Genomic DNA, 26,836 nt, shown 5'->3' with positions numbered 1-26,836 from the left:
CCATTTTAATTAAAATCACCCCTTTAACAAATTTTTCACATAAATTATGTGGTAGATAAATATGAAGCTTTTTTTCATAGGTTATTTACTTACCGACATCAATATTTGTTCAACTTTATTTAAAAGGTAATCCGATGGTTCCTCACCATTTTCCTTCATATATATCATTTTTATTAAATCATTATCATCCAAGCTAATAATTAATTTTGCACTTTCTTTTAAACACCCTAAAGTTGCCTTCTGGGCATTTGAATCAAACCCCTTTCGTGAAATAATGAAAGCCACATTCCTTAGCGCGACAGGGAATAAGTATTTTTCTGTAATATATATTAAGTTTTGTGAAATGTAATCCGAATAATTTTTATATTCAAAGACAACAAATTTTGTATGATAAAATGTTATAAGAAATTTCCAAAACTCCGTTGTCCCTTTTAACGAGCACAACAAATCCATACGGAACATCTCATCATCTGTTTTATGCTGTTCTGAAATTTTAAAAAACTCTGTGTCAAATAGATATTTTATTATTTCTGTGCAAATTTTTTCATACTTCTTATCTGCATTATCCAACCTACCCGATTTACATTTTTCCAGCTTCTCTTGAAAAACTTCTACATAAGATATTGTCTCTTCATCTATTGTAATGTCATTTGTTTCTACTTTTATATTTATTGGTTTTTTTGCTTCTACTTCCAAAGTGGAGTATGGAATGCAACTTGTCAATAATTGCAATAAATCCTTGTTTTCCTCACATAAATATATCAAATTACCTATATCCCATATTTCCACATCAAATCTATCAAAAATATCTCTTTGTGAATCTTCATCGATTTCGCATGGCATGACAATAACAAAAGAGATTTCTTCAGCTCGATTATTAGAAAGCATAATCTGTTTATATTGCAAAATTTGCTTTAAAGCATTATTAAGAATAACCTTTGAATTGTATAAACTTCTGTAAGACTTCACTTCTATAACTATTTTTTTATCTTTTTCCGCAACTATATCTGCTCGCATACTACTTTTAGGCTCGTTGGATATTTTTACTTCTCTTAAAATATTTTTATATCCTTGATAATCTAATAATTTTATTAAAAAGCGCTCTATAAATTCTCTTTCAGTTATATCCCCACTATAACCATCTTTTACTGCATCTTTGGTCGTATATGTATATAAACATTCTGCATCATAAAACCAATCTTCAGATGATTCTAAATTTTGCAGCACACCCAAAGCCTTTATATGTTCTATATTCAACAGTTCAAGGCAACTTTCCTTTTTTAAAAATTGAGCCTCATCACAAATCATAAAATTAAATCGGCTAAAGTTCAATCTGTTTTTAATAACATCTTGATATGTCGTAATTAGAATTTTTTGTTCTTTTAGTTCATGTACATGTGTTGCTATACTCACATCTTCAATCATTTGAAATACTACAGTTTTTATCTGCTCACACAGCATAGACCTCGATGACAAAATTAGTATAGATGCATTATTATTTTTTAATATTGTTTGTATCGCAGCCGCAATAATTACCGTTTTACCAAGCCCTGTTGATATATACATTTTGGCTTTACATTTATCAGATTTGAAAAATTCATATATATTCTCAACCGCCTCTTTTTGATAATATCGAAGATTTTCCATATACGTCACTTCCCTTCTACTGCCATCCTCATGTATCTTTACCTTACTAATTATTATCCCTTATCTGTCCCTATCTAATTGCTTTAATAAGGCGATATGCCGAGATATTCACGTTTTGCTAAAGGGTATGGGTTTTGCCGGATTGTATCTTTTCTCCAACAAAACCCTCATTTTCAAACTCTCCGGCGTTATCCCCGTCCCCCTATCTGCGGAAACTTATCCATCTCACCATCCGCAAAAACACAACTCCATTTTCCCCAAATACTCCCGCAAACCCGCCTAGAATCAAGGTTTTCTCACGAGAAGCGTGACGGTTTCCACATGTGTTGAGGCTGTGAAAAAGATTCCCCAAAGGCGCAGTTTGGCCTTGGCGGAGCCATTATAATTCCTGCCAAAATGGACGCCGAGCTTTTTTTTGACACTCGTTTTGTCCTGTCCTGCTTTTAGATTATACCATAGATTTTTAGATTTGGGGCTGCTCATGGCATCACCAAAAAAGAAATGATTTTGCCAGTAGTAAATACTACCAACAATAAAACCCTTGATGTTGATACTTATCAAGAGCTTTATTCTTCGTAGCATTCAATTTATATTATCTCTTTTTCTTCGACCATTTCACGGGCTTTCATCGCCCATTCTACTTGTTGTTTTGAAATATCATATCCCTTAATATAATCCTCTTGAAAATTTAGATGCCAGAATATACTTGGAGTACAAATATAAACATCTTGGTACTTCACTTTTTCACTTTCTTGGCATTCCAGCATCTTGGAAGCTACATTTCTGATTACACTATGTTCTGGCGTCATATCCAGACAGTCATCAAAAATGAACAAACCATACTGCTTCATCGGCAAGTATCCACCTGCATTTATTTTCGCTATCTTTTTCTGAAATGCCTTTATAGAGTATCCGAAGTCATCCGACTCAGAAATTCCACTTAAAATACCTCCTTCTAATTTCCCTCCACACCTTTCAATCTGCTTTTTTAGCTTGTCAGGATCACTATCCTTATCATAATTCAACTTAGTATAAAGACTTTCGATTTCCTGTTGTTTCGAATTTCTACCTTGTGTCACTTCAATGCCAATTCCGTTTGATTCATCCTGCAAATCTGGCTTATCACTTATTTCCAAATCAAACTGGGTTGAAAACAGACTTTCCAATACTATTTTGGCGTAACATTCATAATAATCTAATTTCGTATGTTCTGGTAAAGGTTTGTTTTTATCCATAATTCCACCCCACTATATCTAAAATTTATATTTTGCCTTTATTTTATCACATATATCGGTATGAAGTATACTACTACAACCTCTGCCAACAATAAAACCCTCAGCCCGCTGTCTGAGGATTTTATTCTTAACAGAGTTTATGTACCCGGCAGGAGCATTCTTTCTGGATCGGCCCCCGCCGTCTTTCAGTCCTCAAAATCCATCCGCTGTGTTATCACAATGCCGGATTGAAACTGTATCTCTATCTTGCTTTCATTGATGACTTTGATTGCCCGCAGCAGTCGCCTTACGAGATCATCATCAAATTCTTTCTTCAGGTATCTCGCTTTTTTCATGTAGGTTTCCATGTCCTGCATCCTCTGGTCGTAGGATTCCGCCAGTTGCTGCTCCCGAACCACCTTAGCTTTTTTCTTCTTCAGCTCCTTAATCTCATCCGCTATGATGCGGTACTCCTTATCGAATACCTCATCCGCGCATTCCGATTTTGCGCTGTCCTCGATGAGCTTCATCATCTTCTGCTGGAGTTCTTCGATCCGCCCGTCATATTCCGTTGGCTCTGCGGCTTTGGAGTAGCTCCCTATGATCCGGATGACATTCTCCCGGAACGCCTGCACAAATTCACCCTGATCCTCCACCACGCTGTCGATGGCTGCCATAATCGCTTCATGCAGGTTTTCTTCCTTTAAGGTTGGGGAATGCCTGCACCGTTTGGAACCGTGCTTTAAACGGTTGTCACAACGCCACACCGCCCGTTTCTGCCCGTATTTTGACCAGACCTGCCTGCGGTATGGCTGCCCGCACTCCGCGCAGACCATGATGTCCGACAGCACATATTTGGCGCTGTATTTGCCTTTGATTTCAGCGCCCTTTTTCCTAGAGGCTGGCCGGTAGATGCTGGCTCTGCGGGCTTTTTCCTCCTGTACCCGGTGGAACAGTTCCTTGGGGATAATCGGTTCATGGTCATCCTCGATATAATACTGCGGCACCAGTCCCCGGTTCATTACCTTTTTCTTGGTCAGGAAGTCCACCGTGTAGGTTTTCTGCAGCAGGGCGTCGCCCATGTACTTCTCGTTGGAGAGCATTTTGTCGATCACCGTTGCCTGCCATTCCGTATGGCCCGTGACCGTGGGAATGCCATCCGCTTCCAGTATCCTTTTAATTCGGTAGCTACTGTTGCCCTCTAAAAAAAGACGGAAGATCCGGCGCACCAGCTCCGCTTCCTCTGGCACGATCACGAGATTTCCGTCTTTATCTTTAGTGTAGCCTAAAAATTTGTTGTGGTTGACGATGACCTTGCCATCTTCAAACCGCCGGACGATTCCCCAGTGGCAGTTCTCACTGATGTTCCGGCTTTCTTCCTGTGCCTGGCTGCTTAAGATGGTAATCAGCAGCTCGCCGCTGCCCTCCAGCGTGTTGATTCCCTCTTTCTCAAAAAACACCGCGATGTTCTTTTCCTTGAGCTTGCGGATATTCATCAGAGAGTCCACTGTGTTTCTGGCAAAGCGGCTGATGGATTTCGTGATGACCATGTCGATTTTTCCTGCCATGCAGTCATCAATCATGGACTGGAAGTCCGCGCGCTTTTTTGTGGATGTGGCGCTTTTCCCATCGTCAGCGTAAATGCCCGCCAGTTTCCAGTTGGGATTGCTCTTGATCTTTTCCGTATAGTAACTTACCTGTGCCTCATAGCTGCTTTCCTGCTGTTCCATCAGGGTACTGACGCGGCAGTAAGCCGCTACCCTCAGAGTTCTCATTTGCGGACGGATGGTCCGGTCATAAGCCGGCATCGCCGGTATGACTGAAATATTTTTCTTTCCTGCTGTTGCCATGTATGTAGTTCCTCCTTCTTCGTTATTAGACTTTGATATCAATGGACAGACCGTTCTGCAGATAGATCCGCAGCCTGCCATCCTCCTCTACAATTATTTTCTGGATGGTTTCCCGGAAAAGCGCCGGATCAAACTCTGTCTGCGGTTCCCTGTCCTCCAGTGCCGCTTTCAGTTTTTCTGTCTTGTACCTGCCGTCATCAATGGCCGCAGCCTGATACTGCGCCCTTGCCCGGTCAAATACCAGCCGCCTGAGCCCATCCGCTGTATATTGCCCGGTTTCCAGACATTCCTGTATCTGTCCGGCCAGCAGCCTGCTTGCGGCATTTTCCGTTTCCGGCTTTGATGCCATGCTCCGCTCCAGCAGGGCCGGGGCAGCGATGACATGATTGACTGCCGCAAGGAACGCATTTTCTATCTGTTCTTCTTTCAGGAAAATGTTGCGGCAGCGCACCCGGTTCCCTTTGATGTAATGCTTGCACTTCCAGCGCACGGTTTCTCCCGGCTGGTTACAGTGTTCCACATATTTCCGGTAGGGCTGGCCGCAGATTCCGCAGACCATGACCTCGCCAAACAGGCTTTTGTTGGCGTAGCTGTTCAGCTGCGCGATACGGCCAAGACTCTCTGCCTTTTCCCTGCGGCGCTTTTGCACCTGCTCAAAAATCCCTGCGTCAATCAGCGGGGGATAGAAATCGTCACCCTTGTATTTCTGGTTCTCCAGAATCTTCCCTACCGATCCATGATTCCAGGAGGGCTTATGGCTGGCATTTAAGACACCCTGCTCCGTAAGGGTTCTGGCGATCCGGTAGGTGGAAACCCCGTTTAAATAGTCATCAAAAATTTTCTTTATCATCTGTGCGGTTTCAGGTATGATTTCTGCTTTCCCGTCTGTAATCCGGTAGCCAAGTGGCATATGTCGCTGCATGGTTACTCCACCGCCTTTCCATAGGTTTCGTTCAGTTCCAGACCATTTTTCAGCTTAAATTCCAGCCGTCCCGGATAAACCGTTACCTGAGAAATAATCATCAGGAAAAGTTCTTCGTCAAATTCCTCTATAATAGTTGGCCGGTTTCGGAATACCGTCAGCAGGTATTCTGTCTGGGCGATTTCCTGTTCAAACACTTTCTGCTCCTTGAGCCGCTGTTGCCTGCGGTTTGACGCTTCCAGCTCTGCGTCAATCCGGTTACGCTGTTCTATAAAAACAGCAGAGCCAATGTCGCCGCCCGCAAGGACTTTCCGCAACATATGGCTCTGCTTCTTTAATTCCTGTATTTTTTGTTCCAGTTCCCCGATTTCCTGTTCCTGCGCCGGATCGCCCGGCACCGCCTTTAAAACTGCCAGCAGGGGAAGCAGGATTTCTTCGTAATTGCTGGCCAGCCGGTTCCAGAGTGTGAGGAACGTCTGTCTGATGACATCCTCCCTGATCGGCTTCTGCCTGCATTTTGTAATATCCGTGATGTGCTGGTGGCAGCTCCACTGGATTTTTTCATACGGTTTCCCAATGTAAATCTTCTGTCTGCGGAACGCAGCCCCGCATTCCCCGCAGATGATCCGGCTGCTGAATGCATACCGGTTCTGGTAGACAGCCACATCATCCCTGCACTGTTTCTGTCTGCGGTATTCATAAAGCTGGCGTACTGCCTGTGCTTCTTCTCTGGTGATGATTGGCTCATGGTTATCGGTGATCAGGTACTGCGGCAGCTCTCCCCGATTGGTTTTCCTTGTAAACGGAACTCCCTCTGTTGCATAGGACTTCTGCAGAAGCAGGTCCCCCTCATATACTGGGTTCTTCAAAATACCTTTGACCACACCTTCCTGCCATTGCTTTGCATTCCTTATGGTGGGGATACCCTCCTTCTGCAGTTCCTTTGCGATCACATAGGAACCCTTCCCGGACAGGTATTCTTCAAAAATTCGCCGGACAACCGCTGCTTCTTCCGGCTGAATAACCAGCTCTCCGTTTTCATCGTTTACATAACCGTATGCCGGATCGCTTATCGTATAGGTTCCGTTCTGGAACCTGCGGACGATTGCCCATTTATTATTGGTTGAAATACTCTCGGATTCTCCCTGCGCAATGGAGCTTAGAATTGTTAATAGCTGTTCGCTCTTTTCCGACAGGGTGTTGACCCGCTCCTTTTCAAAGTAAACGCCGATGCCAAGCTCTTTGAGCTGGCGGATGGCGCGGATGCTGTCCACAGTGTTTCTTGCAAACCGGGTAACGGACTTGGTAAGGATCAGATCAATCTTTCCCAGCCTGCAGTCCCGCATCATGTTCTGGAATTCATCGCGGTGCGTTACCTTCGTCCCGCTCCGCGCTTCGTCCGCGTAAATGCCGACGCATACCCAGCCGTCTTTTTCATCAATCAGGCGGGTATAATACTGTACCTGCGATTCGAAGGAGTTCTTCTGCTCCGCGGTTCCCGTGCTGACACGGCAGTAAGCGCATACCCGTATGATGGGGGTTGTTTCCTGTGTGTGGCGCTGACTGACAGGTTCAATTTTCGTGATTTTCTTTCCCATGTCTTTCTCCTTTCTGAGAATCGGCTTCTCCTGTTAGCACCACACAATACCACACCTTTTTCCAGATAGCTAGTGTTTTTACGCATATACTTCGGAAAGCTCCGGCGAAAAAGATTCACGGTTTAAGGCATCGATTTTCTCATATTCCTCCGGCTGCAGAAAGCCGTTTTTCAGCATCAGATCCAGCAGCTTTACTGCCAGTTTATACTGCATTTCCCTCGTTTCTTTTTTTGCTCCCATACAAATCCTCCTATAAGCTGGGACAGCTATTCCCTTCACCCAGACACGTTCCGATGAACCGCTGGAATGAAAAATCCAGTTTTCCCTCCATCGGGGAATAGACAGTAATGCCTCTCTGCCGAAGCTGCTCCAGATATTCCATTACCCTGCAGGTATCCCTGCCAATACGGGAAATATTCTGAACGAGCAGTACATCCACGTTTCCCGCCTGCGCCGCTTCCGTGACGCGTTTCAGTCCGGGACGGTTAAGCTCCATCCCGGACGCCAGATCCTCCGAACATCCGACCACAGGAAAACCCATCTGGTCGGCATAATCCATCAAAAGTTTTCGCTGCTCCTTGATTGCTCCGTGGGTGTCCTCCGGCGCATCAATGCGGCAGTAGACCCATGCTCTCTTTTCCTGATTCAATACTTTTTCCTCCTGACTTATAGATTTACATACATCTGCTATGCGGACACTGTCTGCTCCATACCGAGACTGACCGCCAGCGCCTGATCCACAAACTGCAGTTCCTCCGGTTCCAGCCGTCCTATGTATTCCCGAAGACGGGACCGGTCAATGGTCCGTACCTGTTCCAGCAGCACCATAGAATCCCGCCGAAGCCCGTAATTACCGGACAGCCGCACATGGGTGGGAAGAGGATGTTTGGAATGGCTAGTGGTTATGGCCGCCACAATGACGGTAGGGCTATAACGGTTTCCAATGTTGTTCTGGATAATCAGCACAGGACGCACTCCACCCTGCTCTGATCCAATGACCGGGGTCAGATCTGCATAGTAGACATCCCCTTTCTTAATCTGCATCATAAAATCCTCCCTCATCCCATAAAAAGTTCCATAATGGTAACCATTCGATCTTCTTCACTAAAATATTCCTCCGATGCCGCTCTGTCCACGGCAAGGATTTCTCCCGGTTCCTTATCCCCCATCTGTATCGGCGCCAGATACCCGATCAGCTCCTGGCACAGTTTCTGGTTGGGGCAGGTATCAAGGAATCCCCCGACGGTATCCACAATCAGGCGGTCCAGAACATCCGTTATCACCATCTTCTGGGCATCTTCAAAATGGCTGCCTATAAAATTAGCCAGATTCTCCGGCGTGGTGGAAATCAGGTACTCTTGTCTTACCCCTCCATCCAGCGGGTACAGATATGCATACCCCATTCCATCCGTATCCAGAATTTTTTTGACCATGTCATACGTTTCCTGTTCCATCGTTTCTGCTCCTTTTCTTTTTTTGGCTTTCATGCCACAAGGACGGCGGCAGATCAGATTCGCTTTTAAATATCTGCCGCCGTAGTTTCTAACATGAAAATATAAAACTTGTTCTTCATTTTCATCTGCTCCTATTTGACACTACTTCCCGGAGCAGAGTACCGTGTGGTACCCTATGGGCAGCGGCTACAGACCGGCTCTGGCTAAAAGCCGTCATGGGATTCTCACCCCTCCGAGGTTCTCCCGGAGCCGCCCTCATTGCGTGATCCCCTTCAGGGGGCTGTGACTGGACGGAAGTATCATTATAGGCTGTTCAGGTCATTGCAAGGCGGCCTGCCATGAGCCGCTTTGGGACGGACATTTCCCGCTCGGCACCTTCGATGCTATCGTTTTTGACAGAAGTTTTATCTCCTGCAGGTGGTCCTGGCGTATCCTCCGGGTCGCTTTTCCCTTCCGGGCTGAACAGCTAACGTATCTGTATCGCTGGATATGACCGCCTGACGGCGGTATTTTTCAAGGAACAGCAGAGGGAGAAATATTCCCTCTCACTTACTTCCACGTTGGGAGAGAAGTTTGAGAACCAAAAAATCAAAATTTCTTAAAAATTTTTCTGTAATTCTTTTCTCAGCTTCTCCAATATCCGCTGGCGGCGCTTATTGACTGCTTTCTGTGAAAGCTGAAACTCCGCTGCCAGCTCCCTCTCGGTCCGCTGCTCAAAATAGAGCTGTTCCATCAAATACCGCTCATCTTCAGAGAGAAGAGAAAGAGCTTTATGTAGCTGCTGGATTTCCATGTTCCGTATCACCACATCCTCTGTGCTGACAGCTTCCTCACGGAACTGAACTTCCTGCTCCAGCAGCCGTTCATAGGAATCCTCACGGCTGGGGATGACCTTCACGGTTTGATTCTCCTGATCCACGACGGTCTGCTCCGCCTTGAGGTCATATTCCTGATACTGCATTTTTCTTTCTGTGGTTCTAAGCACAGCGATGACTTCCTCGCTGGCCTCCGGATACAGTTTTCTGAAATCCGGAATTCGATATGGCTTTGCCATAGGCTTGTCCTCCTTCATTTTCGTTTGGGTTTGAAAACGAAGGACAAGCGGTGGGCTGCGGCATCGCCTTTCCGGTTCTTTAGAACAGAAAAGAACGTCCACTTTTGGCGTAATGCCTTTGTGGGCGTTCTTTTTTCTTTCGTGTCTTACATGGTCTGTCAGTTCGTCTTTAAGACCGTACTGGACCATTTCCAGAACTGCAATTTTTTTGGCTGGCCACCATCCAGCCTGTTTTTCTTATCTGTGGTTAAGTGTCGCTGCTACGAATGAGCAGCGGTGCGTCGGAATTCCAGCGCATAAAAATAACCCTCCAAACTCCAAAACGGAGCTTGAAGGGTCACTATATGGACATGAAAACACCACCCGTCAAGATACCGTTTTTTTTTGGCGGGCGTACTGCTTGCCAAAAAAAATGATATCTTATAAAAGGGAAATCCTGGGGAAATATTCGGGAGAAAACAGGGAAGAATATCGGGATATTTCGACAGAAAAAAACAGCCGCGGCAAACGCTACGACTGTTGATCTTCTGGTGAGAACTGATATCCAATTCCCCACACATTTTTGATGTACTCTGCTCCGGCAGGTGTCAGTTTCCTGCGGAGAGTCTTGATATGCGCCTTAACCAACTCATCTATGTTATATCCATTGCTTTCATTCCAGACAAGGCTGTATAACTGCTCCCGGCTCAGAACCTGTCCAGCATGGCTGGCAAGAGTAAACAGCAGTTCAAACTCTTTTCGCGTCAGATTCAGTGACTCCCCCTTTAAGGTTGCCTGATGGCGAACCGGATCAATAACTAAATCCATCCCAAAAGCCAGTGTATAACTTCGACTCTCTGTCGTATGTAAAGCGGCATAGAGTTCCATCAGCGACTGGGCATGGGCAAGGCATTCTTCTAATTCATATGGCTTATGCAGGTAAGCGTTTGCTCCTGCTCTCAAAGCAGATACTTTATCCCTTGTATCTGTTTTTGCAGACAGTACAAGAATCGGCACAGGTTTTGCCTGCCGGATAGCCTGCAGCAACTCTACACCATTCGTTTCTGACAGAAGGATATCCATAATAACCAGACAAAAGTGTTGCTTCGTGAACAGCTCGAAGCCCTCACGCACCGAAGTGGCATAATACGCATCTGTCGTTTCACTTTGTATCGCATATTTAATTTCTTTGCAGACGGCCAGATCGTCATCTATGATCAGCACCTTTTTCTTCATCGGAGTACGCCTCCTTTCTCGCAAATGATGTCCGCTTGACATAGCTCACAACATCTGTATAACTCAACAGGCAAATAAATCAAATGGTTTTGAAATGGAACCAGTATAAACTTTTTACCTGTATTTCCTTTGATTCACAATGCTCATCCAACAACAATAGTCTTGATCCAACTTTCAATTTCATCTTGCGTGGTACACAAGCTGTTCTCATCGAAGCGAACATTCAATCCGTCCCGAACTCGGGAATTGGGGCAAGCCTTCTTGAAATCCGCAAAGGTATGACCGATCCATCCGCCATTGGTGGCAAAGGGGTAAATGGTTTTGCCGGACAAATCATTTTCATGTAGAAAAGTTTTCATCGCCGGAGCGAACGTGTACCACCAGACAGGAGTTCCCAAAATAATTTGGTCATAGGTCGTAATATCCGCTTTTAATGGTAGAATCTCTGGCATAAAGCCGGAATTTACCTCTCTCTGCCCCTGATTCACAACCGAATTATAATCGCCTTCATACGGAAAAGCTGTTTTAATTTCTTCCAGATCACTGCCGGTTTCCTGCTGAATCATCTCTGCTATTTTTCTGGTATTTCCACCATAGGAATAAAATAAAATTAGTGTTTTCATAGGTTCCCTCCATCAGTCGGCATAGACTTCTTTTGCCATGCGAAACGCTGCCCACGCCTTGGGCCAGCCTGCATAAAATGCAGCGTGAGTCAAAATTTCTGCCATTTCCCCGGCAGTAACGCCATTCTTCTTTGCGGTTTCCAAGTGGTACTGAAAAGAGCTGTCCACCAGCCCCTGTGCCATCAGGGAAACCACGGTCACAATACTGCGGTCACGCAGGGAAAGTTCCTGCTCCCGGCTCCACACCTGACCGAATAATACGTCATCGTTCAGTTCTGCAAATTTGGGAGCAAATTCTCCCAGCGTATCCCGCCCTGCTGTCTGTTTTGCCATTTCATTTCCTCCATTCTATTTTGCTAATTGAATATTAACTTCTTCCGGATTTCCAAGTGAATCAAAAACCGACAAATCGCTTATAATATGTCCTAAGATCATCAATCCTTCCGGGGCTTTCTCCGGCTTGTCAAAATACAGCGCAAATAGGTCGCCCGGTGTCCAGAACGCCAGATCGCCCACAGTATAGCCAGTCTGTAAATCCTCCCTATGCGTCAACGGCTTCTCCAAAGCGCCATAATACTCATGCTCTCCCATACGTGTCATAGAAAGTGTAACAGGGAGCATCGTTTTAAACTCCTGCGCCGCCTCGCTGTCGTTAAGTACCGCATCTATTTTTGTCCCGCCAATCGTAATGACAATCCGATTTTCTTCCTGTACGGCTGTTTCAGCCAGCTTTACGTCAACCGTGTTCAGCCAGTTGCTTAATTCCTTGTTCAAATCTGCTTCTTCATAAGAAGAAACATGAGATAGGCCAAGACTGTTTTTGATTTCGGCATTTCTTATTTGGCTGCGGATGTCTGTTTCATAGTTACCCTCATTATTGTTATAAGTCCAGAAAGGTGCGACGGTTTTCCCTCCAAAATCATTTGCCGCCAGATAACTTGCAACCGGAGGTGCAAGTGTCTCCGACCATACCGGGCCGCCGACTAAAACAATGTCATAGCCAGACAGATCGGGCATTTCTCCCACAAGCTCCGGCAGTTTACCCGACTCCAATTCCTCCTTGGCACGGTCGGATGCCTCATACATATCCTCTGAATAGGCTTTCACCGGTACAAGTTCAAACAGATCGCCGCCTGTTTTCTTCTGTAGACGCTCTGCAATGCCTTTTGTGTTCCCCGAATAGGAGTAATAGACAATTAACACGTTGGTATCTGCACCATCCGCTGTGTTTTCGACAGATTTCTCTTTTTCCGTCACACTTTCAATCTGTACGGATTCCGTGGATGAGGAAACACTGCTTTGTGTACTCCCATTTTTACTACTGCACGCACCCATTGTAAACATCAACAGTAATGCAAAAACCAGCATCATAATTTTCTTCATTTATCATTTTCCTCCTTCCTAAATCACCCTGATTAGTCAATCCGCGCCCACACACTGCCTGACTATGGTTACACTTGCCAATCCGATGATTACCGCCATATAGTCAATGCTGGTGCCTACTTTAACTTACTGTAATCTTCATCGGACACTGCTTCCAGCCACTCGTTGGATGCACTCTCAGCAGGAACCTCTACCGCCAAATGAGCAAACCAGCTATCAGGAGCCGCACCGTGCCAATGCTTGACCTCCGGCGGAATATTGACTACATCTCCGGGGTGAAGCTCCTGTGCAGGCTTTCCCCACTCCTGATAATAGCCGCGTCCTGCGGTGCAGAGTAAAATCTGTCCGCCGCCGCTCTTGGCATGGTGGATGTGCCAGTTATTACGGCATCCCGGCTCAAAAGTCACATTACCGATAACCACCTGCTGGGTTGAGAGCATATTTAAGTAGCTCTGTCCAACAAAATATTTTGCAAATGCTTCGTTCTTTTCCCCTGTTGGAAATACACTGATTTTTTCTAAGTTCATGTTAAAGTCCTCCTGAAATTTTTTGAGTATCATTTCTTGTTACCTATCCATTGGATTCTCTTTTCTGTATCATCTTCCTGACATACTGTGCCGTAGAAGAACCTTCACATTGGATAAAATCTTCCGGCGTACCTTCAAACAAAATCTTTCCACCTTTGTTGCCGCCTTCCGGCCCCATTTCTATAATCCAGTCAGCCGATGTAATCAGGCTGGGGCGATGTTCAATCATAACAACGGTATTTCCCTGCTCCACCAGCCGCTTAAAGAGTACAAGGAGCTTCTTTGCATCCTGTTCATGCAGACCGGCAGATGGTTCGTCCACCACATACAACTGTCCCTGTTTGTGCAATTCATCAGCCAATTTTAACCGCTGATTCTCACCGCCCGACATAGAGCTGGTAGACTGCCCCAGAGTCATATATCCAAGACCTACATCCCGGAGCGCGGTTAATCGCTCCTGTATCTTTTTCTGTGGAAAAAACTCCAATGCCTGATTAACCGTAAGCGCCATAACGGCCTCTATATTCTTTCCATGCCATGTGTAAGAGAGTGCTTCTGCATTATAGCGATGTCCCCGGCATTCTTCACACAGGATAGCCACCGGGTCTGCAAATGCAACATCCGGTGTGATTTCTCCTTTTCCCTTACAAACCGGGCAAGCTCCCTTAGAATTGAAGCTGAACCATTGTGGACTGACTCCGTTTTCTTTGGCAAACAGTTTTCGGATTTCATCCAACACACCCGTATAGCTGGCAGGCGTGGAACGGGAGGAGATACCAATCGCTTTCTGGTCGATTACAATAGCGTCCGGGTATCTTGAAACAAGTTCCTGACGGATCAGGCTGCTTTTCCCGGAGCCTGCCACGCCGCACACCGCTGTCAAAACACCTTTAGGGATTCTGACAGAAACATTTTTCAGGTTATGTAGTGTCGCACCCGTGATTTCAAATGCTTCTTTCCAGCTTTCCGGCTGTGTATTGACCGCCAGCGAATCCCGCCACAGATTGGCGGTATAAGTGTCCGCTTTTTTCAGCTCGGATAAACTGCCCTGAAAAACAATCTTACCGCCATCTGCCCCCGCATCCGTACCAAGTTCAATGATCTCGTCTGCCAGTTCCATCATTTGGCGGCTATGCTCCACCACAAGAACCGTGTTATGACGATTCCGCAGGCGAAGTAGCAGCTTTCCAATTTGCTCCGCATCCGATGGATGTAATCCTGCTGTCGGTTCATCAAAAATGTATGTTAGGTTACTCAAACTGCTTCCTAAATGGCGTACCATTTTAAGCCTTTGCGCCTCACCGCCAGAAAGTGTATCCGTCCGGCGAGAAAGACTCAGATACCCAAGACCAACCTCGATCATACTGTTGAGGCTGTTTTCAATTTGATGTGCAATAGAACTACCAACTGGATTGTGAATTTCCCCCAGTATCGGAAGCAATTCGCTGACTTGCATATCATAAAAATCCGCAATATTATATCCGTTAATCTTCGATGCAAGCGCCTTTGGATTTAATCCGGTTCCCTTGCAGGTCGGACAGGCACCTTTTGTTAAAAAGCGATTGAGTTCATCCTGCACCTTGCGGTTTAATCTGGAAACATCACGGTTTAAGTACAAACGCTTAAAGCGGGGGATAACACCTTCATATTCCAGCATGGAAACGGAACCTGTCTGATTGCTGGTAAACGGCATTTTCAAGGGTTGCACCGGACCATAGCGAAGGATATTTTGTTCTTCCTCTGAAAAATTTTTTAGCTTTTTATCTGCATCAAGGAGAGGGCACTCCCGATAAAGCCAGCCCTGCCAACTGCCATCGAAGAACAATGAGAAACGGATTGCTCCTTCCCGAATGCTTTTATCCATATCAAAAAACGCATCTTCGTCTAACTGCATCTGTTCACCCAGTCCGCTGCAGTCCGGACACATTCCCAGCGGATGATTAAAAGAATACGTTGTGGCACCACCGGCACTTGGAACACCTACACGGGAAAATAAAAGCCGGATGAGTGGGGCTATATCTGTTGCCGTACCTACGGTGGACCGGGCGTTCCCGCCAATCGGCTTTTGATCCACAATCACAACCGGCGTCAAATTTTGAATAGAATCTACTTCCGGCCGCTCATAACGAGGCATTCGGTTACGCAGATAGGCAGGGTAGGATGCCTGCCACTGGCGGCTGCTTTCCGCTGCGATTGTATCAAAGGCCAGGGAACTTTTCCCTGACCCTGATACGCCTGCCAATACCACCAGCTTTTCTTTTGGAATACGGACACTCACCTGTTTAAGGTTATTTTCGGATGCCCCGACAATTTCAATGTATTGATCAGTCATGGATCTTCCAGCCATTGAGCCATTTGGCTGTTTCGGCTGCACTGTGGTCGATAATTTCGCTGTGTCCCAGATCAAGGCCGCCGATTGCAGACATTTCTTCCTCGCTCAGTGTAAAATCCCAGATATTTAAGTTTTCTTCAATACGCTCTTTGTGCGTGGATTTCGGAATAACGATGACACCTCTCTGGACGTTCCAGCGCAATACCACCTGCGCCACACTCTTTCCGTATTTTTCTGCAATGGCAGTCAGCTTTTCATTGGTAAAAATACCATGCTTTCCTTCCGCGAGAGGTCCCCATGCCTCCGGCTGAACCTCAAATTCCTTCATGGTTTCTAAAGCGCTGTCCTGTGCGAAAAACGGATGCAGCTCCACCTGATTTACCATAGGCTTGATTCTTGCGTTCACACAAAGATCTGCCAAACGCTCCGGATAGAAGTTGCAGACACCAATCGCTCTAATTTTTCCAGCTTCATAGAGTTCTTCCATCGCACGCCATGAACCGTAATAGTCGCTCATCGGCTGATGAATCAGGTACAAATCCAGATAGTCCAGCCCCAGCTTATCCAATGAAGTCTGGAATGCTTTTTTTGCATTCTCATATCCGGCATCTTGAATCCATAATTTTGTGGTAATAAACAGTTCTTCACGGGGAACGCCGCTCTTTTTGATTGCCGCACCAACTGCTTCCTCGTTAAAATATGCCGCGGCTGTGTCGATCAGGCGATACCCTGTTCCAATCGCATCTAAAACAGCCCGTTCACATATATCTGCCTCCGGCACCTGAAATACGCCAAAGCCTTCCATCGGCATTTTGACTCCATTTTTTAAAGTTGCATATTCCATGACATTTTCCTCCTGTTTTTTATTTTCCTGATTTCACAATATAACGCAGCCACACGCTGCCTCCATCCTTAACCTCGGCATCCTGCAGTTCAAATCCAACGGGCCTATCTTCTGCAAGTCCACCCCTTGTAGCAAAAAGTGCCGGAGTATCAGATGAGCCATCCGCTGCCGGTGCAATCACAACGCTGATCTCATCGCACATTCCCGCCTGAATAAACGACCAGTTCAACACGCCGCCTCCGCCCAGCATCAATGTTTCAATGCCGAATAAGGTTTTCAGCTTTTCCATCGCAAGGGCATAGTCCAGAGAATCCTCTCCTGCAATGATATAGGAAATACCCAGCTTACGCAGAAACGCCCTATAAGCGTTGCTGGCCTTGCCCGTCAGCACTTCCAGAACATGAGCATGGGTATCAATGTACGTCAGGTTGCAGTTTTTCCATCCAAGTTTACCGGAAGGATCAACCGACACATAGTACATCCCAGCATCCGGCTGGGCTACAAAGTCACCCTCCGGCACAGTTTCCGCATTTTCGTCCAGATCCGGCTTTTCGTAAAAGGTAAAGTTGTCATCCGTGGTAACTCTGCCGGAGAGCCACCCCTGATGTTTATAATAGGGATTGCTTCCAAAAGAAATGTTATAAAAGACATTTCCTGCTGTTTCTCCCTCTGGTGTTTCCATAAAAGTCCCCATGATTTTCCCATCCAGAGAGATCATCATGTGGCAAAAAATATAAGGTCTATTCATTGTAATAACTCCTTTCAAACCGTTTCTTGTGGTTTCAACGAACCATAAAAATATGAGGCTGTGGCTCCACCGTCTATCAGAAAATCTGCACCCGTGATGAAAGCCCCTCTGTCGCTCATCAGCAGTTCCGCTACGTTTGCCACCTCATCGGCAGTACCAGGGCGGCCAGCAGGACACTTGGCAAACATATTTTTATAAAAATCGCCACGCGGACCGTTGAACTCGTCAATCGCCAGCGGCGTTACGATAATGCCGGGGGAAATGGAGTTGAGTCTGGCTCCCCGCTGCCCCCATTTGACCGCCTCCGCCATCACTCGCTTCACATTGCACCGCTTGGCCAGTTGATAGGCATGGAGTGTGTCCCGAATGTGTTTCGGCTGAAGCAGTGGCAGGGAGAGCAGTTCCTCCGCAGGAGTGCAGGCCAGCAGTTCATCTTCCTCCGGTGTCAGGGCGGGCATACGATATCCTGACTGACTGGAAATGGTAACGCCCACACCTCCGGGAGCGATGATCTTACCCACTTCTTCCAACAGCACAGCAGTGCCGTAGAGATCAACCTTCAAAATGACTTCAATGGGCGCCTGACTTGGTGAAACACCCGCCGCATTCACAAGCATTTTGATTTCGCCATATTCCTGAGCTTTCGTTATGAAACTCAAAATAGACTCATGGGAGGATAAATCCATTTCCATTGGCTCTGCATCAAAACCCGCGTCATTCATGATTTTAACAATGGCACGAGCATTTCCTATTTCCTTATCGCCTACCATAATTTTCATCCCGTAGCCCATTCTGCGGGCAATTGCCATGCCAATCTGTCCGGCTCCCGTCCAGAGCATAACTTCTTTTTTCATTACATTACCTCCCATCTTGCGTCACATTAGTTTTGAGGGACATTTCCGCGAATGGCTTCCAGCAGCATTGCTTCGATTTTTTCCACCGTGAAAGTTGTATAGATGGAGGGCTGCTCGCCAACCAGTGCAATCATTTCACGAAGCTCTGCCAGATTTTCGTCCCGATATGCAACCTCATTCAGATAAGTAGGAAAGTCGAAGGAACGATACAGCGCAAACAGTGCGTTTATGCCGTCCTCCAAAATTTTTTCGTCCCTGCTCTCTGCGGTATCAATGCCAAACACATTTTGGAAGTAATCTTTTACCACCTGCTGTCCCTGATAAATATGTTTTACCCAATAAGGGAACAAAACCGTGATGGCGTGCTTATAACCAACGCCGCAGTAATTTTGAAGGATGCTCTGGATCGGATACATACTCCAATCCCCGCTCTTTCCCATAAAGGTAAGCCCGCTAACATTGAGCGCACTGGAAATCATCAGATTCGTCCGCACTTCCCGGTCATTCGGGTTTTGAACCAGCTTCTTTAAGTTGGTACGAATGGTGTTCATTAAAAGCAGTGCGGCACTTTCCGCCAGTTCGGAACGCTCAAGTCCCAGATATGCCATAGACACCTGAACAAATGCGGTCAATTGTCCCTCCACCATAGCCGGAACGGGCAGGGACATGACATAAGCGGGGTTCAGCCATGCAAACCGGGGATACACCTCGGAAAGACCGGCCTGTTCCCCTGTTTCCTCGTTGGTAATCTGTGTCGAACCATTCATATCGGAACCGGAGGAGGGAAAGGTGGGTATCGTACCAACAGGCAGTGCCTCCTTCGCATCCGGTGACTGAGCATAGGTCAGATATTCCCAGATATCGGCAGGCTGGCTGACACCGAATGCAATCGTTTTTGCAATATCCATGCAGGCTCCGCCGCCAATTCCCAGAACAACATCAATATGCTCCTTCCGGCATAGCTTAATGCCTTCCCTCACTGCCTTCAAAGAAGGTTTCCGGTTTCCTTTCATTTCGTATCGAATCAGACCAGCCTGATCCAACGCATCGGCAAAGGGTTCGTAATGACCATTCTTAACGAAACTTTCGCCTCCCAATATCAGGAGAACACGGTTTCCATATTCCTTGATTTGTTTGATAACCTCATCCCGTTTGCTTTCACCGCAAAACAATTTAACGGGATTATAATAAATAAAATCGTCCATGTTTCCCCCTTACAGAGCCTTGCCCATCTGTCTTGCCTGCTCCAGATACGGAGTGCTGTTTACATCGCCCTTTGCGCCTACGCCGCAGGCTTTGAGTATGCCGCCTTCTTTTAAGTTCTCAAAGCAAGCCAGGAAATCACGGAAACAGGATGTCATGGTTTCCATATAGTCCTCTGTGGGTGCGGCTCCTGCCGTAATGAGATAGGCGGTTTTATCCTTGACCTCAAATTCTCTCGCATAAAACCGGTCAATGGCCGTTTTCATCTGTGCCGTGAAGCTGTAAAAATAGACCGGGGAGGCAAGCACCAGCACATCAGCCGCAATTACCTTTTGGATAATTTCTTCAAAATCGTCTCTATCAGTGTAAACACACTCGTTTTTTCCGCTGTTCCGGCAATAATCACAGCCAAGGCATGGATGAATGTTTTTCCATGCCAGCGCGATTTTCTCACCGGTATGTCCGGCTTCGACAGCTCCCTGTAAAAACGCCTCTGCCAGCAAGTCTGTATTTCCTCCTATACGGGGGCTTCCTTCTAAAATGATTACTTTTTTGCTCATAGTTGTTATTCCACCTTCGTTTCAGACCTACTTTCCGCTGAACACCGGGAAAGCACTGAACTCGCCATAATCTTTTAATGGCTTCATGTTTTTTAATACTTCCATATCCTGCTCTGAAATGATAAAATCCACATTTGCATTGTCCTGCATATGTTCCGGATTTGCTGTTTTGGGAAGAGGTAATGCACCTAACTGCAAATCATAGCGGAGGCAGAGCTGCGGAATCGTTACCTGATACTTTTCTGCCATTTTCTTTACTTCTTCACTTTTCAGGATTTCCCCATGTGCCACCGGAGAATAAGCTTCTACCAAAATATTGTTTGTATGGCAATATTCCATCAGTTCGGCAGGCGTATTACCGATATGTACTAACAACTGGTTTACCATAGGTTTTACTGTGCAGGACGAAATAATATTTTCAATATCCGCTTCCTTAAAATTGGATACGCCGATTGCTCGAAGTTTTCCGGCTTTGTAGGCATCTTCCAGCGCCCTCCACGCCTCTCGGTTTCCCTGTGAATAATCCCCACCCCGGAAATCTGCCCACGGCTGAGGGCTGTGAATCAGCATGAGGTCAATGTAGTCAAGCCCCAGCTTCTCCAAAGAACCGTTAACTGCAGCAGCAGCCTCCTCATAGGTTTTAGCTTCAGCGGCCAGTTTTGTGGTTACAAACAGTTCTTTCCGTGAAATACCACAGGTACGGATACCTTCACCAACGCCCCTCTCATTCTCATAAGCCTGTGCGGTATCAATATGGCGGTATCCTATTTTCACAGCCTCTCGTACAGCATCGGCCACTATATCATCCGAGATAAACCAAGTCCCCAAGCCCAGCTTTGGGATTGTCACACCGTTTAAAAGAGTATAAGTTTCTTCAAAAATCATCATTGCGATCTCCTTTCAATATTTAGGCAATGCTGCCATTTTTACTAAACTGTTTGAGCCACGCCAAAATCTCCGGCTCAGCGTTTGCTACACTGCCCCCATGAATTGCCAGACTCTTTTCCAATCTAGCACCACTGCAGATTCGTTGAATATCTTTTTCGCTGGCTCCCATACCACTGCCTTCATGAGTGCAAAAAGGACGAATTATCTTCCCGGAAAAATCAAAATGTTCCAGAAAGGTAAAAACCGGCATTGGCAATGTACTCCAATAATTTGGATAACCAAGATAGATTATGTCATAGGTATCTATACTTTCAGGATATCTTTTTAATTCTGGTCTGGCGCCCCGGCGTTGATCTGCCTGAGCCTGTGCGATACACACGTTATAATCTTTGGAGTATTCCTGAATAGGCTCTATTTTAAATAAATCTCCTTCTGTAAACTTTTGAATCATACAAGCAGCAATTTCTGTATTCCCAATTTTGAGATCCCGGATTGTACCGTTTACATAATTTTGATTTTTACGAGAAAAATAGGCAATTAAACAAGCCATATTTACTCCTCCTTCCTTTTCTCAAATCTCATTATAGCCGAAATTCTCTTGACATGGAATCTCCGGTATGTTACCATTGTATTAACTTATAGTTTATGCAAAACGACAGGAGAGTACATTATGTTTAACCCGTACTTGACGGCATTTGTGTGTGTTGCAGATTGCGGTAGTTTTACGAAAGCCGCAGAAAAACTTTTTATCTCTTCCACCGCTGTTATGAAACAAATCAATTCTTTAGAAAAACATCTAAATTTGAAGCTTTTAATACGTACCCCGCATGGCGTACAGTTAACGCCTGCTGGGGATTGTATTTATAAAGACGCGAAATTTTTATTTGACTATTCCAAACGCTCTATCGAAAATGCACGAAAAGCCATGAATACAAATGATACAACTTTCCGTGTCGGCACTTCCATGTTAAATCCGGCAAAGCCGTTCATGGATCTGTGGTATCGTGTTAGCCCGGAATTTCCTGATTACAAATTGCATCTTGTACCCTTTGAAGATAACCACGAAGGAATTCTCTCTGAAATCGGACAGTTGGGAGAAAAATTTGATTTCCTGCTTGCTGTCTGTGATTCCAAACTCTGGCTAAATCAATGCAATATGCTTCCACTTGGTCGCTATAAAAAAATGTGTGCTGTTTCGAGAGAGCATCATTTAGCCCATAAAAAAGTTTTAAAACTTACAGATTTGCATGGGGAAACTTTGATGATGGTAAAAAAGGGGGATTCAGAAACGAATGATATTATTCGAGAAGATTTGAGTCAAAATCATCCTGCCATACAGATTGAAGATACACCACATTTTTATGATATTTCTGTCTTCAATCGTTGTGTAGAAACAAATAAAGTTCTTCTTATTTTGGAGTGCTGGCAGGATATCCATCCAGCATTAGTTAGCATTCCTGTTGAGTGGGAATACAGTTCTCCATATGGACTATTGTATGCCCCAAACCCTTCTGAAACTGTGGAGAAATTTGTAAATCAAGTAAAAAAAACAATGAGATAAGTTTCTGTCAAGAGGCTTATCTTTTTACCCAAGTTGCATAATCTAGTTTATAATAGCGGGTGTGAAATAATTCCCGCACCCGCTATACCAGTTTCCACAAATTTAGTTTACCCCAGGTTCTCCCCATTAGAGGCAATCACTTCTTTATACCAGCCAAATGATTTCTTCTTGCTGCGCTTTCTGGTTCCGTTTCCTGCGTCATCCAAATCCACGTAGACAAAACCATATCGTTTCGACATCTGCCCCGTGCTGGCCGCAACCAGGTCAATGCAGCCCCAGGTCGTATACCCCAAAAGATCGACCCCATCCACCTCCACCGCAGCCTTAAATGCCTTAATATGCTCCCGGATATAATCAATCCGGTAATCATCTTCCACATATCCATTCTCATCTGGTATATCCTTGGCCCCCAGACCATTTTCAACAATAAACAGCGGCTTCTGATAGCGGTCATATAACATATTAAGGGAGTTACGCAGCCCCAGTGGATCAATCTGCCATCCCCATTCGCTGGATTTCAAATATGGATTCTTAATAGACCCATATATATTTCCTGCCGTCTCCTGACCCGCTCCCGGATCTGTCGCCACCACTCGGGAGGAATAGTATGAGAACGAAATAAAGTCAACCGTGTTTTTCTTCAGGATTTCCAGATCATCTGGTTCCATTTGAATCCGAATATTTTCCCGTTCAAACTTCTTTAACGCATAAGACGGATAATACCCTCTGGATTGGACATCAATAAAGAAATATCCTTCCCTATCTTGAGTGATTGCCTTATAGTAGTCTTCCGGGCGGCAGGAATAAGGATAATTGTTTCCGCCTGCGAGCATGCACCCCACCATATTATCGGGGTTAATCTCATGGGCAATCCCGGTGGCAAGAGCGCTTGCTACCAACTGATTATGAGCAGCCTGGTATTTCACCTGCAGCTCATTTTCTCCTTCTTCAAAGCAGATTCCGGCCCCCATAAATGATGCATGAAGCAGCATATTAATTTCGTTAAAAGTCAGCCAGTATTTCACATAGTCCCGATAGCGTTTTAGTACCACATTCACATAGTTCTTATAGAAATCAACCATTTTCCGGTTTCTCCAGGAACCGTATTCTTTCACCAAATGCATCGGCACATCAAAATGAGCTAACGTGACCAGAGGCTCAATCTGATATTTTTTCAACTCCCGGAAAATATCTTCATAAAACTGCAGCCCTTCTTCATTCGGCATTTCATCATCACCGTTCGGGAAGATTCTGGACCAGGAAATCGACATGCGAAAACATTTGATTCCCATCTCTGCCAGAAGTGCAATATCTTCTTTATAGTGATGATACATATCAATGGATTCTTTTGCCGGATAAAAATGTTCTTCGTCAAAATCCAGCATTTTCATCTTCCCGGCGCTGATGGCCTTCCGATCTCTCCCGGTCGGAATCACATCTACATTGGACAGTCCTCTGCCGCCCTGATCATATCCGCCTTCACATTGATTGGCAGCAGTTGCACCTCCCCATAAAAAGTCTTTTCTTAATGCCATAAACAGCCTCCTACTTTTCTAATGTCATGATCACATCCCCAAAATCCGCCTGCTCCTTTTCTTCGGTCCGAATAGTAGAATACTGCGGGGTATTGGTGATGATGACCGGAATCTGCGTACAATATCCTTTTTCACTGATTGCTTTTAAATCTGCAGAGACCAGCAGCTGGCCCTGTTTAACCTTTTCGCCCTGTTCCACATAGGATTCAAAACATTCCCCGTTAAGCTGAACCGTATCGATCCCAATATGGATCAGAATCTCGGCTCCATCCTCTGAAACAATACCAACGGCATGCTTCGTTGGGAACAGCGTCGCCACCGTACCGTTAAACGGAGCCACTACCTGGCCGTCCTCCGCCTCAATCACAACTCCCTTACCTAAAACTTCAGAAGCAAATACCTCGTCTTTTGCTTTTGACAAGGGCAGTATCCGGCCTTTCATCGGGCTGTATACTTCACAACTGCTGCTCTGAACCGGCGCCGCCTCAATCGGTGTTTCTTCCAAAGCGGCACCCTCCGCCTCCGTTTTTTCAAATTTTAAGCTCAACACATAGGTCACCACAGCCGTAACCACAATCGTAATTATAAGAGCAATAATGATATTGTAAAAATATGTCATGGTATTATCGCCAATATATAAAAGCACTGCCGGTAATCCGGATGACCCGGTGGCAAACCGGTGCGTATGGGTAAGTCCTGCGTACAGACCACCCAGGCCGCCGCCAATCATAGAAGCCACCAACGGATATTTTTTTGGCAGGTTCACACCGTATAACGCCGGCTCCGTAATCCCCATAAATGCCGTGATTGAACCGGAGGTTGCAATCTGCTTGAATTTTTTGTCTTTTGTACGGAGGCTTACCACCAGCGCCGAGGTAGCCTGAGCGATATTGGAGCATACGCATCCCGGTCCGAAGATGCTGTCAAATCCCAGCTCTGCCATCTGCATTGCCCCCAGAGGTCCCACAGCCGTATGTAAGCCAAACATTACCATGATTGGCAGCAGGCCGCCCACCAGTACGGCCGGAGCCCAGCTTGCATTGGTGCTCAGGAAATCAAACAGCATTGCAAGATAACCGCCCACGAAGGTTCCAATCGGTCCCAGCACGGACATGGCAAGAGTACCCATGATCAGGAATACTAAAAGCGGGACAAATACAATCCTCACGGAAGAAGGTATTTTTTTATTTAAAAATTTCTCAACATAAGACTGCACAAACACAACAATCAGAATCGGAATGACCGTTGCCGTGTAAGATGCAAGCGTAAACGGTACCACTCCAAAGAGCAGAACTGGTTCACCTGCTGCTACCAGGCCCATCCAGTTAGGATGCATCATAATGCCTGCAACAGTTGCAGCCAAAATTGGATTGCAACGCAGCTTCTGTGCTGATGTATACGCCAGCAGGATGGGCAGGAAGTAAAACGCAGCATCCGAAAAGAAATTCAGGATATAATAGGTCTGCGATTCCGCTGAAATCAGCTTAAACACCATCAAAAGCGCCAGCACTGCTTTTACCATACCGGCTCCGGATAGAGCTGGTATAATCGGCATGAAGCTTCCTGATATAAAGTCAATGAAAGTTCCGACAATTCCTTTCTTTTCATCCGGTTCTGTACTCTCTCCCTGAGCCACGGGCTTCACCAGTTTTTCAATCTCCTCAAATACTTCAGCCACATGTGTTCCAATCACCACCTGGAACACACCACTGCTTATCATGACCTTTGCGACGCCTTCCAGTTGTTCCAGCACATCTTTCTCCGCCTTGCTTTCATCTGCCAGTGTAAATCTCAGTCTGGTCTGGCAGTGATATACATTATTGACGTTTTCCCCGCCTCCGACCCCTTTGATAATATCGCGGGCCAGCTCTTCATATTTTTTACTCATACCTTTACCTCTCATCTTTTAATAAAACACTCAAATTTCCAACAATCTGGAGGGATTCCGCTTTACCATCCGCTCCACTTCCTCGTCAGTACATCCAAACTGTAACATGGTTCCTATAAAGAACCGCATGCCCTCCGCTGGAGTCGGGTCCATACACTGAGCCAGATCTGTACTCATAATCATTTTCTCGGCCCCGATTTCATGGACCAGATCCACATAGTCCGCTGGGTCCATCGCTCCCAGCCGGGGCATCAGGTTTCCGAATACAATTTCCGTATATGCGCCGAGTGACGAAAGGCGGAGGATCTGCTCCCGGGTAAACAGCCCCCAGGAATCCGAAAGAGGATGTGTATCCACCATTTTGGAAATTCCCATATTGGCCGCCTCTATAAACAGCGCCTCAGTCTCCGGATAAGACATATGCCCTTTACATACCGTCATTCCATAATCCCGGACAACCTCAAGCACATCTCTGGCTTCCTGCTTTAGTTCACCATGCTCATCCAAAATCTGGATGCCTCCCTCTCTGCCGATCCCTTTTCGGCAGTGCATGGCATCAAAAGCCGGAAACCAGACCACCTTACATCCAATTTTTGCATGATGTTCGATTGTTTCCGCCGCATACTCCAGACCGCCGGTGGTTCCGTAACCGATGGTCACACTGCCCACAGCCTGCACCTGCTCCATCCTGTTTGTAACAATCCGTGCTTCTGTAGTGGTCGGATAATAGAAACTCTTTGCCACGAAAGCCCGCATTCCCCCGGCTTCCGCAGCCTGTGCCGTTTCATAGGTATCTAATCGGCGGTCCCAGTCAGGGTCCGGCGCCACATGGACATGCATATCAATACTTCCCTGGTATAACCGGTCAATCTGCTCCTTCTTCAGCGACATGGACGCTTTATATCTTGACATTCTCCCCTCGTTTCTGCATGGCAT

General features: G+C 45.9%; 28 protein-coding genes. 1 reads left to right on the top strand and 27 read right to left on the bottom strand.

Annotated elements, in window-relative coordinates:
* Positions 1-81: 81 nt before the first annotated feature.
* From I2H39_RS25535 to I2H39_RS25420, 24 genes are all read right to left on the bottom strand, one after another.
* On the bottom strand, positions 82-1,647 hold the full coding sequence (locus I2H39_RS25535; protein WP_195627861.1) for a DEAD/DEAH box helicase family protein: 1,566 nt from the start codon (positions 1,645-1,647) through the stop codon (positions 82-84).
* Between the two features lie 285 nt (positions 1,648-1,932).
* Entirely contained in the window at positions 1,933-2,229 is a 297-nt protein-coding gene (locus I2H39_RS25530; protein ID WP_195627860.1) for a hypothetical protein, read from the bottom strand.
* A 5-nt stretch (positions 2,230-2,234) separates the two neighbouring features.
* Complete coding sequence (locus I2H39_RS25525; protein ID WP_195627859.1) at positions 2,235-2,882, bottom strand: hypothetical protein; 648 nt, start codon at positions 2,880-2,882, stop codon at positions 2,235-2,237.
* 185 nt (positions 2,883-3,067) lie between these two features.
* Positions 3,068-4,711 carry a recombinase family protein gene (locus I2H39_RS25520; protein WP_195627858.1) on the bottom strand — a complete coding sequence of 548 codons (1,644 nt, stop codon included), beginning with the start codon at positions 4,709-4,711 and terminating at the stop codon, positions 3,068-3,070.
* Positions 4,712-4,736: 25 nt separating this feature from the next.
* Positions 4,737-5,633, bottom strand: a complete 897-nt coding sequence (locus I2H39_RS25515; RefSeq protein WP_195627857.1) for a recombinase family protein — start codon at positions 5,631-5,633, stop codon at positions 4,737-4,739.
* Positions 5,634-5,635: 2 nt separating this feature from the next.
* Entirely contained in the window at positions 5,636-7,231 is a 1,596-nt protein-coding gene (locus I2H39_RS25510; RefSeq protein ID WP_195627856.1) for a recombinase family protein, read from the bottom strand.
* A 78-nt stretch (positions 7,232-7,309) separates the two neighbouring features.
* A complete protein-coding gene (locus I2H39_RS25505) occupies positions 7,310-7,471 on the bottom strand; it encodes an SHOCT domain-containing protein (protein ID WP_195627855.1) in 162 nt (53 codons plus the stop codon).
* 10 nt (positions 7,472-7,481) lie between these two features.
* On the bottom strand, positions 7,482-7,880 hold the full coding sequence (locus I2H39_RS25500) for a recombinase family protein (RefSeq protein WP_195627854.1): 399 nt from the start codon (positions 7,878-7,880) through the stop codon (positions 7,482-7,484).
* Between the two features lie 38 nt (positions 7,881-7,918).
* Positions 7,919-8,275, bottom strand: a complete 357-nt coding sequence (locus I2H39_RS25495; protein ID WP_195627866.1) for a type II toxin-antitoxin system PemK/MazF family toxin — start codon at positions 8,273-8,275, stop codon at positions 7,919-7,921.
* Between the two features lie 14 nt (positions 8,276-8,289).
* Entirely contained in the window at positions 8,290-8,685 is a 396-nt protein-coding gene (locus I2H39_RS25490) for a hypothetical protein (RefSeq protein ID WP_195627853.1), read from the bottom strand.
* Between the two features lie 598 nt (positions 8,686-9,283).
* Positions 9,284-9,739: a sigma-70 family RNA polymerase sigma factor gene (locus I2H39_RS25485; RefSeq protein ID WP_195627852.1), complete on the bottom strand. Its 456-nt coding sequence runs from the start codon at positions 9,737-9,739 to the stop codon at positions 9,284-9,286.
* A gap of 510 nt (positions 9,740-10,249) precedes the next feature.
* On the bottom strand, positions 10,250-10,954 hold the full coding sequence (locus tag I2H39_RS25480; RefSeq protein WP_195627851.1) for a response regulator transcription factor: 705 nt from the start codon (positions 10,952-10,954) through the stop codon (positions 10,250-10,252).
* A gap of 143 nt (positions 10,955-11,097) precedes the next feature.
* Positions 11,098-11,577, bottom strand: a complete 480-nt coding sequence (locus I2H39_RS25475) for a flavodoxin (RefSeq protein ID WP_195627850.1) — start codon at positions 11,575-11,577, stop codon at positions 11,098-11,100.
* A gap of 12 nt (positions 11,578-11,589) precedes the next feature.
* A complete protein-coding gene (locus tag I2H39_RS25470) occupies positions 11,590-11,910 on the bottom strand; it encodes a carboxymuconolactone decarboxylase family protein (RefSeq protein ID WP_195627849.1) in 321 nt (106 codons plus the stop codon).
* A 15-nt stretch (positions 11,911-11,925) separates the two neighbouring features.
* Positions 11,926-12,960: a cyclophilin-like fold protein gene (locus I2H39_RS25465; RefSeq protein ID WP_195627848.1), complete on the bottom strand. Its 1,035-nt coding sequence runs from the start codon at positions 12,958-12,960 to the stop codon at positions 11,926-11,928.
* Positions 12,961-13,076: 116 nt separating this feature from the next.
* Positions 13,077-13,487: a cupin domain-containing protein gene (locus I2H39_RS25460; RefSeq protein WP_195627847.1), complete on the bottom strand. Its 411-nt coding sequence runs from the start codon at positions 13,485-13,487 to the stop codon at positions 13,077-13,079.
* 43 nt (positions 13,488-13,530) lie between these two features.
* A complete protein-coding gene (locus I2H39_RS25455) occupies positions 13,531-15,819 on the bottom strand; it encodes an excinuclease ABC subunit UvrA (protein WP_195627846.1) in 2,289 nt (762 codons plus the stop codon).
* On the bottom strand, positions 15,812-16,663 hold the full coding sequence (locus tag I2H39_RS25450; protein ID WP_195627845.1) for an aldo/keto reductase: 852 nt from the start codon (positions 16,661-16,663) through the stop codon (positions 15,812-15,814). Before I2H39_RS25450 ends, I2H39_RS25455 begins: the two co-directional genes overlap by 8 nt.
* A gap of 19 nt (positions 16,664-16,682) precedes the next feature.
* Positions 16,683-17,429: a RibD family protein gene (locus I2H39_RS25445; protein WP_243281841.1), complete on the bottom strand. Its 747-nt coding sequence runs from the start codon at positions 17,427-17,429 to the stop codon at positions 16,683-16,685.
* Positions 17,426-18,265 carry an SDR family oxidoreductase gene (locus I2H39_RS25440; RefSeq protein WP_195627844.1) on the bottom strand — a complete coding sequence of 280 codons (840 nt, stop codon included), beginning with the start codon at positions 18,263-18,265 and terminating at the stop codon, positions 17,426-17,428. The genes I2H39_RS25445 and I2H39_RS25440 overlap by 4 nt, the downstream gene beginning before the upstream one ends.
* A 26-nt stretch (positions 18,266-18,291) precedes the next feature.
* Positions 18,292-19,470 (bottom strand): iron-containing alcohol dehydrogenase, encoded by a 1,179-nt coding sequence (locus I2H39_RS25435; protein ID WP_195627843.1) that lies wholly within the window; start codon positions 19,468-19,470, stop codon positions 18,292-18,294.
* A gap of 9 nt (positions 19,471-19,479) precedes the next feature.
* Positions 19,480-20,028 carry a flavodoxin family protein gene (locus tag I2H39_RS25430; RefSeq protein WP_195627842.1) on the bottom strand — a complete coding sequence of 183 codons (549 nt, stop codon included), beginning with the start codon at positions 20,026-20,028 and terminating at the stop codon, positions 19,480-19,482.
* A gap of 27 nt (positions 20,029-20,055) precedes the next feature.
* Entirely contained in the window at positions 20,056-20,916 is an 861-nt protein-coding gene (locus I2H39_RS25425; protein ID WP_195627841.1) for an aldo/keto reductase, read from the bottom strand.
* Positions 20,917-20,935: 19 nt separating this feature from the next.
* The gene (locus I2H39_RS25420) at positions 20,936-21,466 is read right to left on the bottom strand and encodes a flavodoxin (RefSeq protein WP_195627840.1); all 531 of its coding nucleotides are present in this window, start codon (positions 21,464-21,466) and stop codon (positions 20,936-20,938) included.
* Between the two features lie 120 nt (positions 21,467-21,586).
* On the opposite strand from I2H39_RS25420, the gene I2H39_RS25415 reads away from it, so the two are divergent.
* Positions 21,587-22,477 (top strand): LysR family transcriptional regulator, encoded by an 891-nt coding sequence (locus tag I2H39_RS25415; protein ID WP_195627839.1) that lies wholly within the window; start codon positions 21,587-21,589, stop codon positions 22,475-22,477.
* 107 nt (positions 22,478-22,584) lie between these two features.
* Here I2H39_RS25415 and I2H39_RS25410 read toward each other — a convergent pair whose 3' ends face one another.
* Genes I2H39_RS25410 through I2H39_RS25400 form a run of 3 tightly spaced genes read right to left on the bottom strand, consistent with a single transcriptional unit; the run spans position 22,585 to position 26,812 of the window.
* Positions 22,585-24,012, bottom strand: a complete 1,428-nt coding sequence (locus I2H39_RS25410) for a 6-phospho-beta-glucosidase (protein WP_195627838.1) — start codon at positions 24,010-24,012, stop codon at positions 22,585-22,587.
* Between the two features lie 10 nt (positions 24,013-24,022).
* The gene (locus tag I2H39_RS25405) at positions 24,023-25,900 is read right to left on the bottom strand and encodes a beta-glucoside-specific PTS transporter subunit IIABC (RefSeq protein ID WP_195627837.1); all 1,878 of its coding nucleotides are present in this window, start codon (positions 25,898-25,900) and stop codon (positions 24,023-24,025) included.
* Positions 25,901-25,930: 30 nt separating this feature from the next.
* On the bottom strand, positions 25,931-26,812 hold the full coding sequence (locus I2H39_RS25400) for a DUF6282 family protein (RefSeq protein ID WP_195627836.1): 882 nt from the start codon (positions 26,810-26,812) through the stop codon (positions 25,931-25,933).
* Between the last annotated feature and the right edge of the window lie 24 nt (positions 26,813-26,836).

Source organism: Clostridium sp. 1001283B150225_161107_B6 (genome assembly GCF_015556325.1).
Lineage (GTDB): Bacteria > Bacillota > Clostridia > Lachnospirales > Lachnospiraceae > Enterocloster.
Note: the sequence above shows the minus strand (reverse complement) of the source record. Positions and strands in the feature narration are given on the sequence as shown.

What these genes read in the sequence shown, in the direction of transcription:
- I2H39_RS25410 (WP_195627838.1), bottom strand. Translation starts at nt 24,012, where the DNA reads ATGGCATTAAGAAAAGACTTTTTATGGGGAGGTGCAACTGCTGCCAAT.
- I2H39_RS25530 (WP_195627860.1), bottom strand. Translation starts at nt 2,229, where the DNA reads ATGCTACGAAGAATAAAGCTCTTGATAAGTATCAACATCAAGGGTTTT.
- I2H39_RS25475 (WP_195627850.1), bottom strand. Translation starts at nt 11,577, where the DNA reads ATGAAAACACTAATTTTATTTTATTCCTATGGTGGAAATACCAGAAAA.
- I2H39_RS25450 (WP_195627845.1), bottom strand. Translation starts at nt 16,663, where the DNA reads ATGGAATATGCAACTTTAAAAAATGGAGTCAAAATGCCGATGGAAGGC.
- I2H39_RS25495 (WP_195627866.1), bottom strand. Translation starts at nt 8,275, where the DNA reads ATGCAGATTAAGAAAGGGGATGTCTACTATGCAGATCTGACCCCGGTC.
- I2H39_RS25420 (WP_195627840.1), bottom strand. Translation starts at nt 21,466, where the DNA reads ATGGCTTGTTTAATTGCCTATTTTTCTCGTAAAAATCAAAATTATGTA.
- I2H39_RS25510 (WP_195627856.1), bottom strand. Translation starts at nt 7,231, where the DNA reads ATGGGAAAGAAAATCACGAAAATTGAACCTGTCAGTCAGCGCCACACA.
- I2H39_RS25435 (WP_195627843.1), bottom strand. Translation starts at nt 19,470, where the DNA reads ATGGACGATTTTATTTATTATAATCCCGTTAAATTGTTTTGCGGTGAA.
- I2H39_RS25535 (WP_195627861.1), bottom strand. Translation starts at nt 1,647, where the DNA reads ATGGAAAATCTTCGATATTATCAAAAAGAGGCGGTTGAGAATATATAT.
- I2H39_RS25480 (WP_195627851.1), bottom strand. Translation starts at nt 10,954, where the DNA reads ATGAAGAAAAAGGTGCTGATCATAGATGACGATCTGGCCGTCTGCAAA.
- I2H39_RS25430 (WP_195627842.1), bottom strand. Translation starts at nt 20,028, where the DNA reads ATGAGCAAAAAAGTAATCATTTTAGAAGGAAGCCCCCGTATAGGAGGA.
- I2H39_RS25425 (WP_195627841.1), bottom strand. Translation starts at nt 20,916, where the DNA reads ATGATGATTTTTGAAGAAACTTATACTCTTTTAAACGGTGTGACAATC.
- I2H39_RS25505 (WP_195627855.1), bottom strand. Translation starts at nt 7,471, where the DNA reads ATGGGAGCAAAAAAAGAAACGAGGGAAATGCAGTATAAACTGGCAGTA.
- I2H39_RS25460 (WP_195627847.1), bottom strand. Translation starts at nt 13,487, where the DNA reads ATGAACTTAGAAAAAATCAGTGTATTTCCAACAGGGGAAAAGAACGAA.
- I2H39_RS25405 (WP_195627837.1), bottom strand. Translation starts at nt 25,900, where the DNA reads ATGAGTAAAAAATATGAAGAGCTGGCCCGCGATATTATCAAAGGGGTC.
- I2H39_RS25465 (WP_195627848.1), bottom strand. Translation starts at nt 12,960, where the DNA reads ATGAAGAAAATTATGATGCTGGTTTTTGCATTACTGTTGATGTTTACA.
- I2H39_RS25470 (WP_195627849.1), bottom strand. Translation starts at nt 11,910, where the DNA reads ATGGCAAAACAGACAGCAGGGCGGGATACGCTGGGAGAATTTGCTCCC.
- I2H39_RS25455 (WP_195627846.1), bottom strand. Translation starts at nt 15,819, where the DNA reads ATGACTGATCAATACATTGAAATTGTCGGGGCATCCGAAAATAACCTT.
- I2H39_RS25440 (WP_195627844.1), bottom strand. Translation starts at nt 18,265, where the DNA reads ATGAAAAAAGAAGTTATGCTCTGGACGGGAGCCGGACAGATTGGCATG.
- I2H39_RS25400 (WP_195627836.1), bottom strand. Translation starts at nt 26,812, where the DNA reads ATGTCAAGATATAAAGCGTCCATGTCGCTGAAGAAGGAGCAGATTGAC.
- I2H39_RS25485 (WP_195627852.1), bottom strand. Translation starts at nt 9,739, where the DNA reads ATGGCAAAGCCATATCGAATTCCGGATTTCAGAAAACTGTATCCGGAG.
- I2H39_RS25525 (WP_195627859.1), bottom strand. Translation starts at nt 2,882, where the DNA reads ATGGATAAAAACAAACCTTTACCAGAACATACGAAATTAGATTATTAT.
- I2H39_RS25515 (WP_195627857.1), bottom strand. Translation starts at nt 5,633, where the DNA reads ATGCAGCGACATATGCCACTTGGCTACCGGATTACAGACGGGAAAGCA.
- I2H39_RS25490 (WP_195627853.1), bottom strand. Translation starts at nt 8,685, where the DNA reads ATGGAACAGGAAACGTATGACATGGTCAAAAAAATTCTGGATACGGAT.
- I2H39_RS25415 (WP_195627839.1), top strand. Translation starts at nt 21,587, where the DNA reads ATGTTTAACCCGTACTTGACGGCATTTGTGTGTGTTGCAGATTGCGGT.
- I2H39_RS25520 (WP_195627858.1), bottom strand. Translation starts at nt 4,711, where the DNA reads ATGGCAACAGCAGGAAAGAAAAATATTTCAGTCATACCGGCGATGCCG.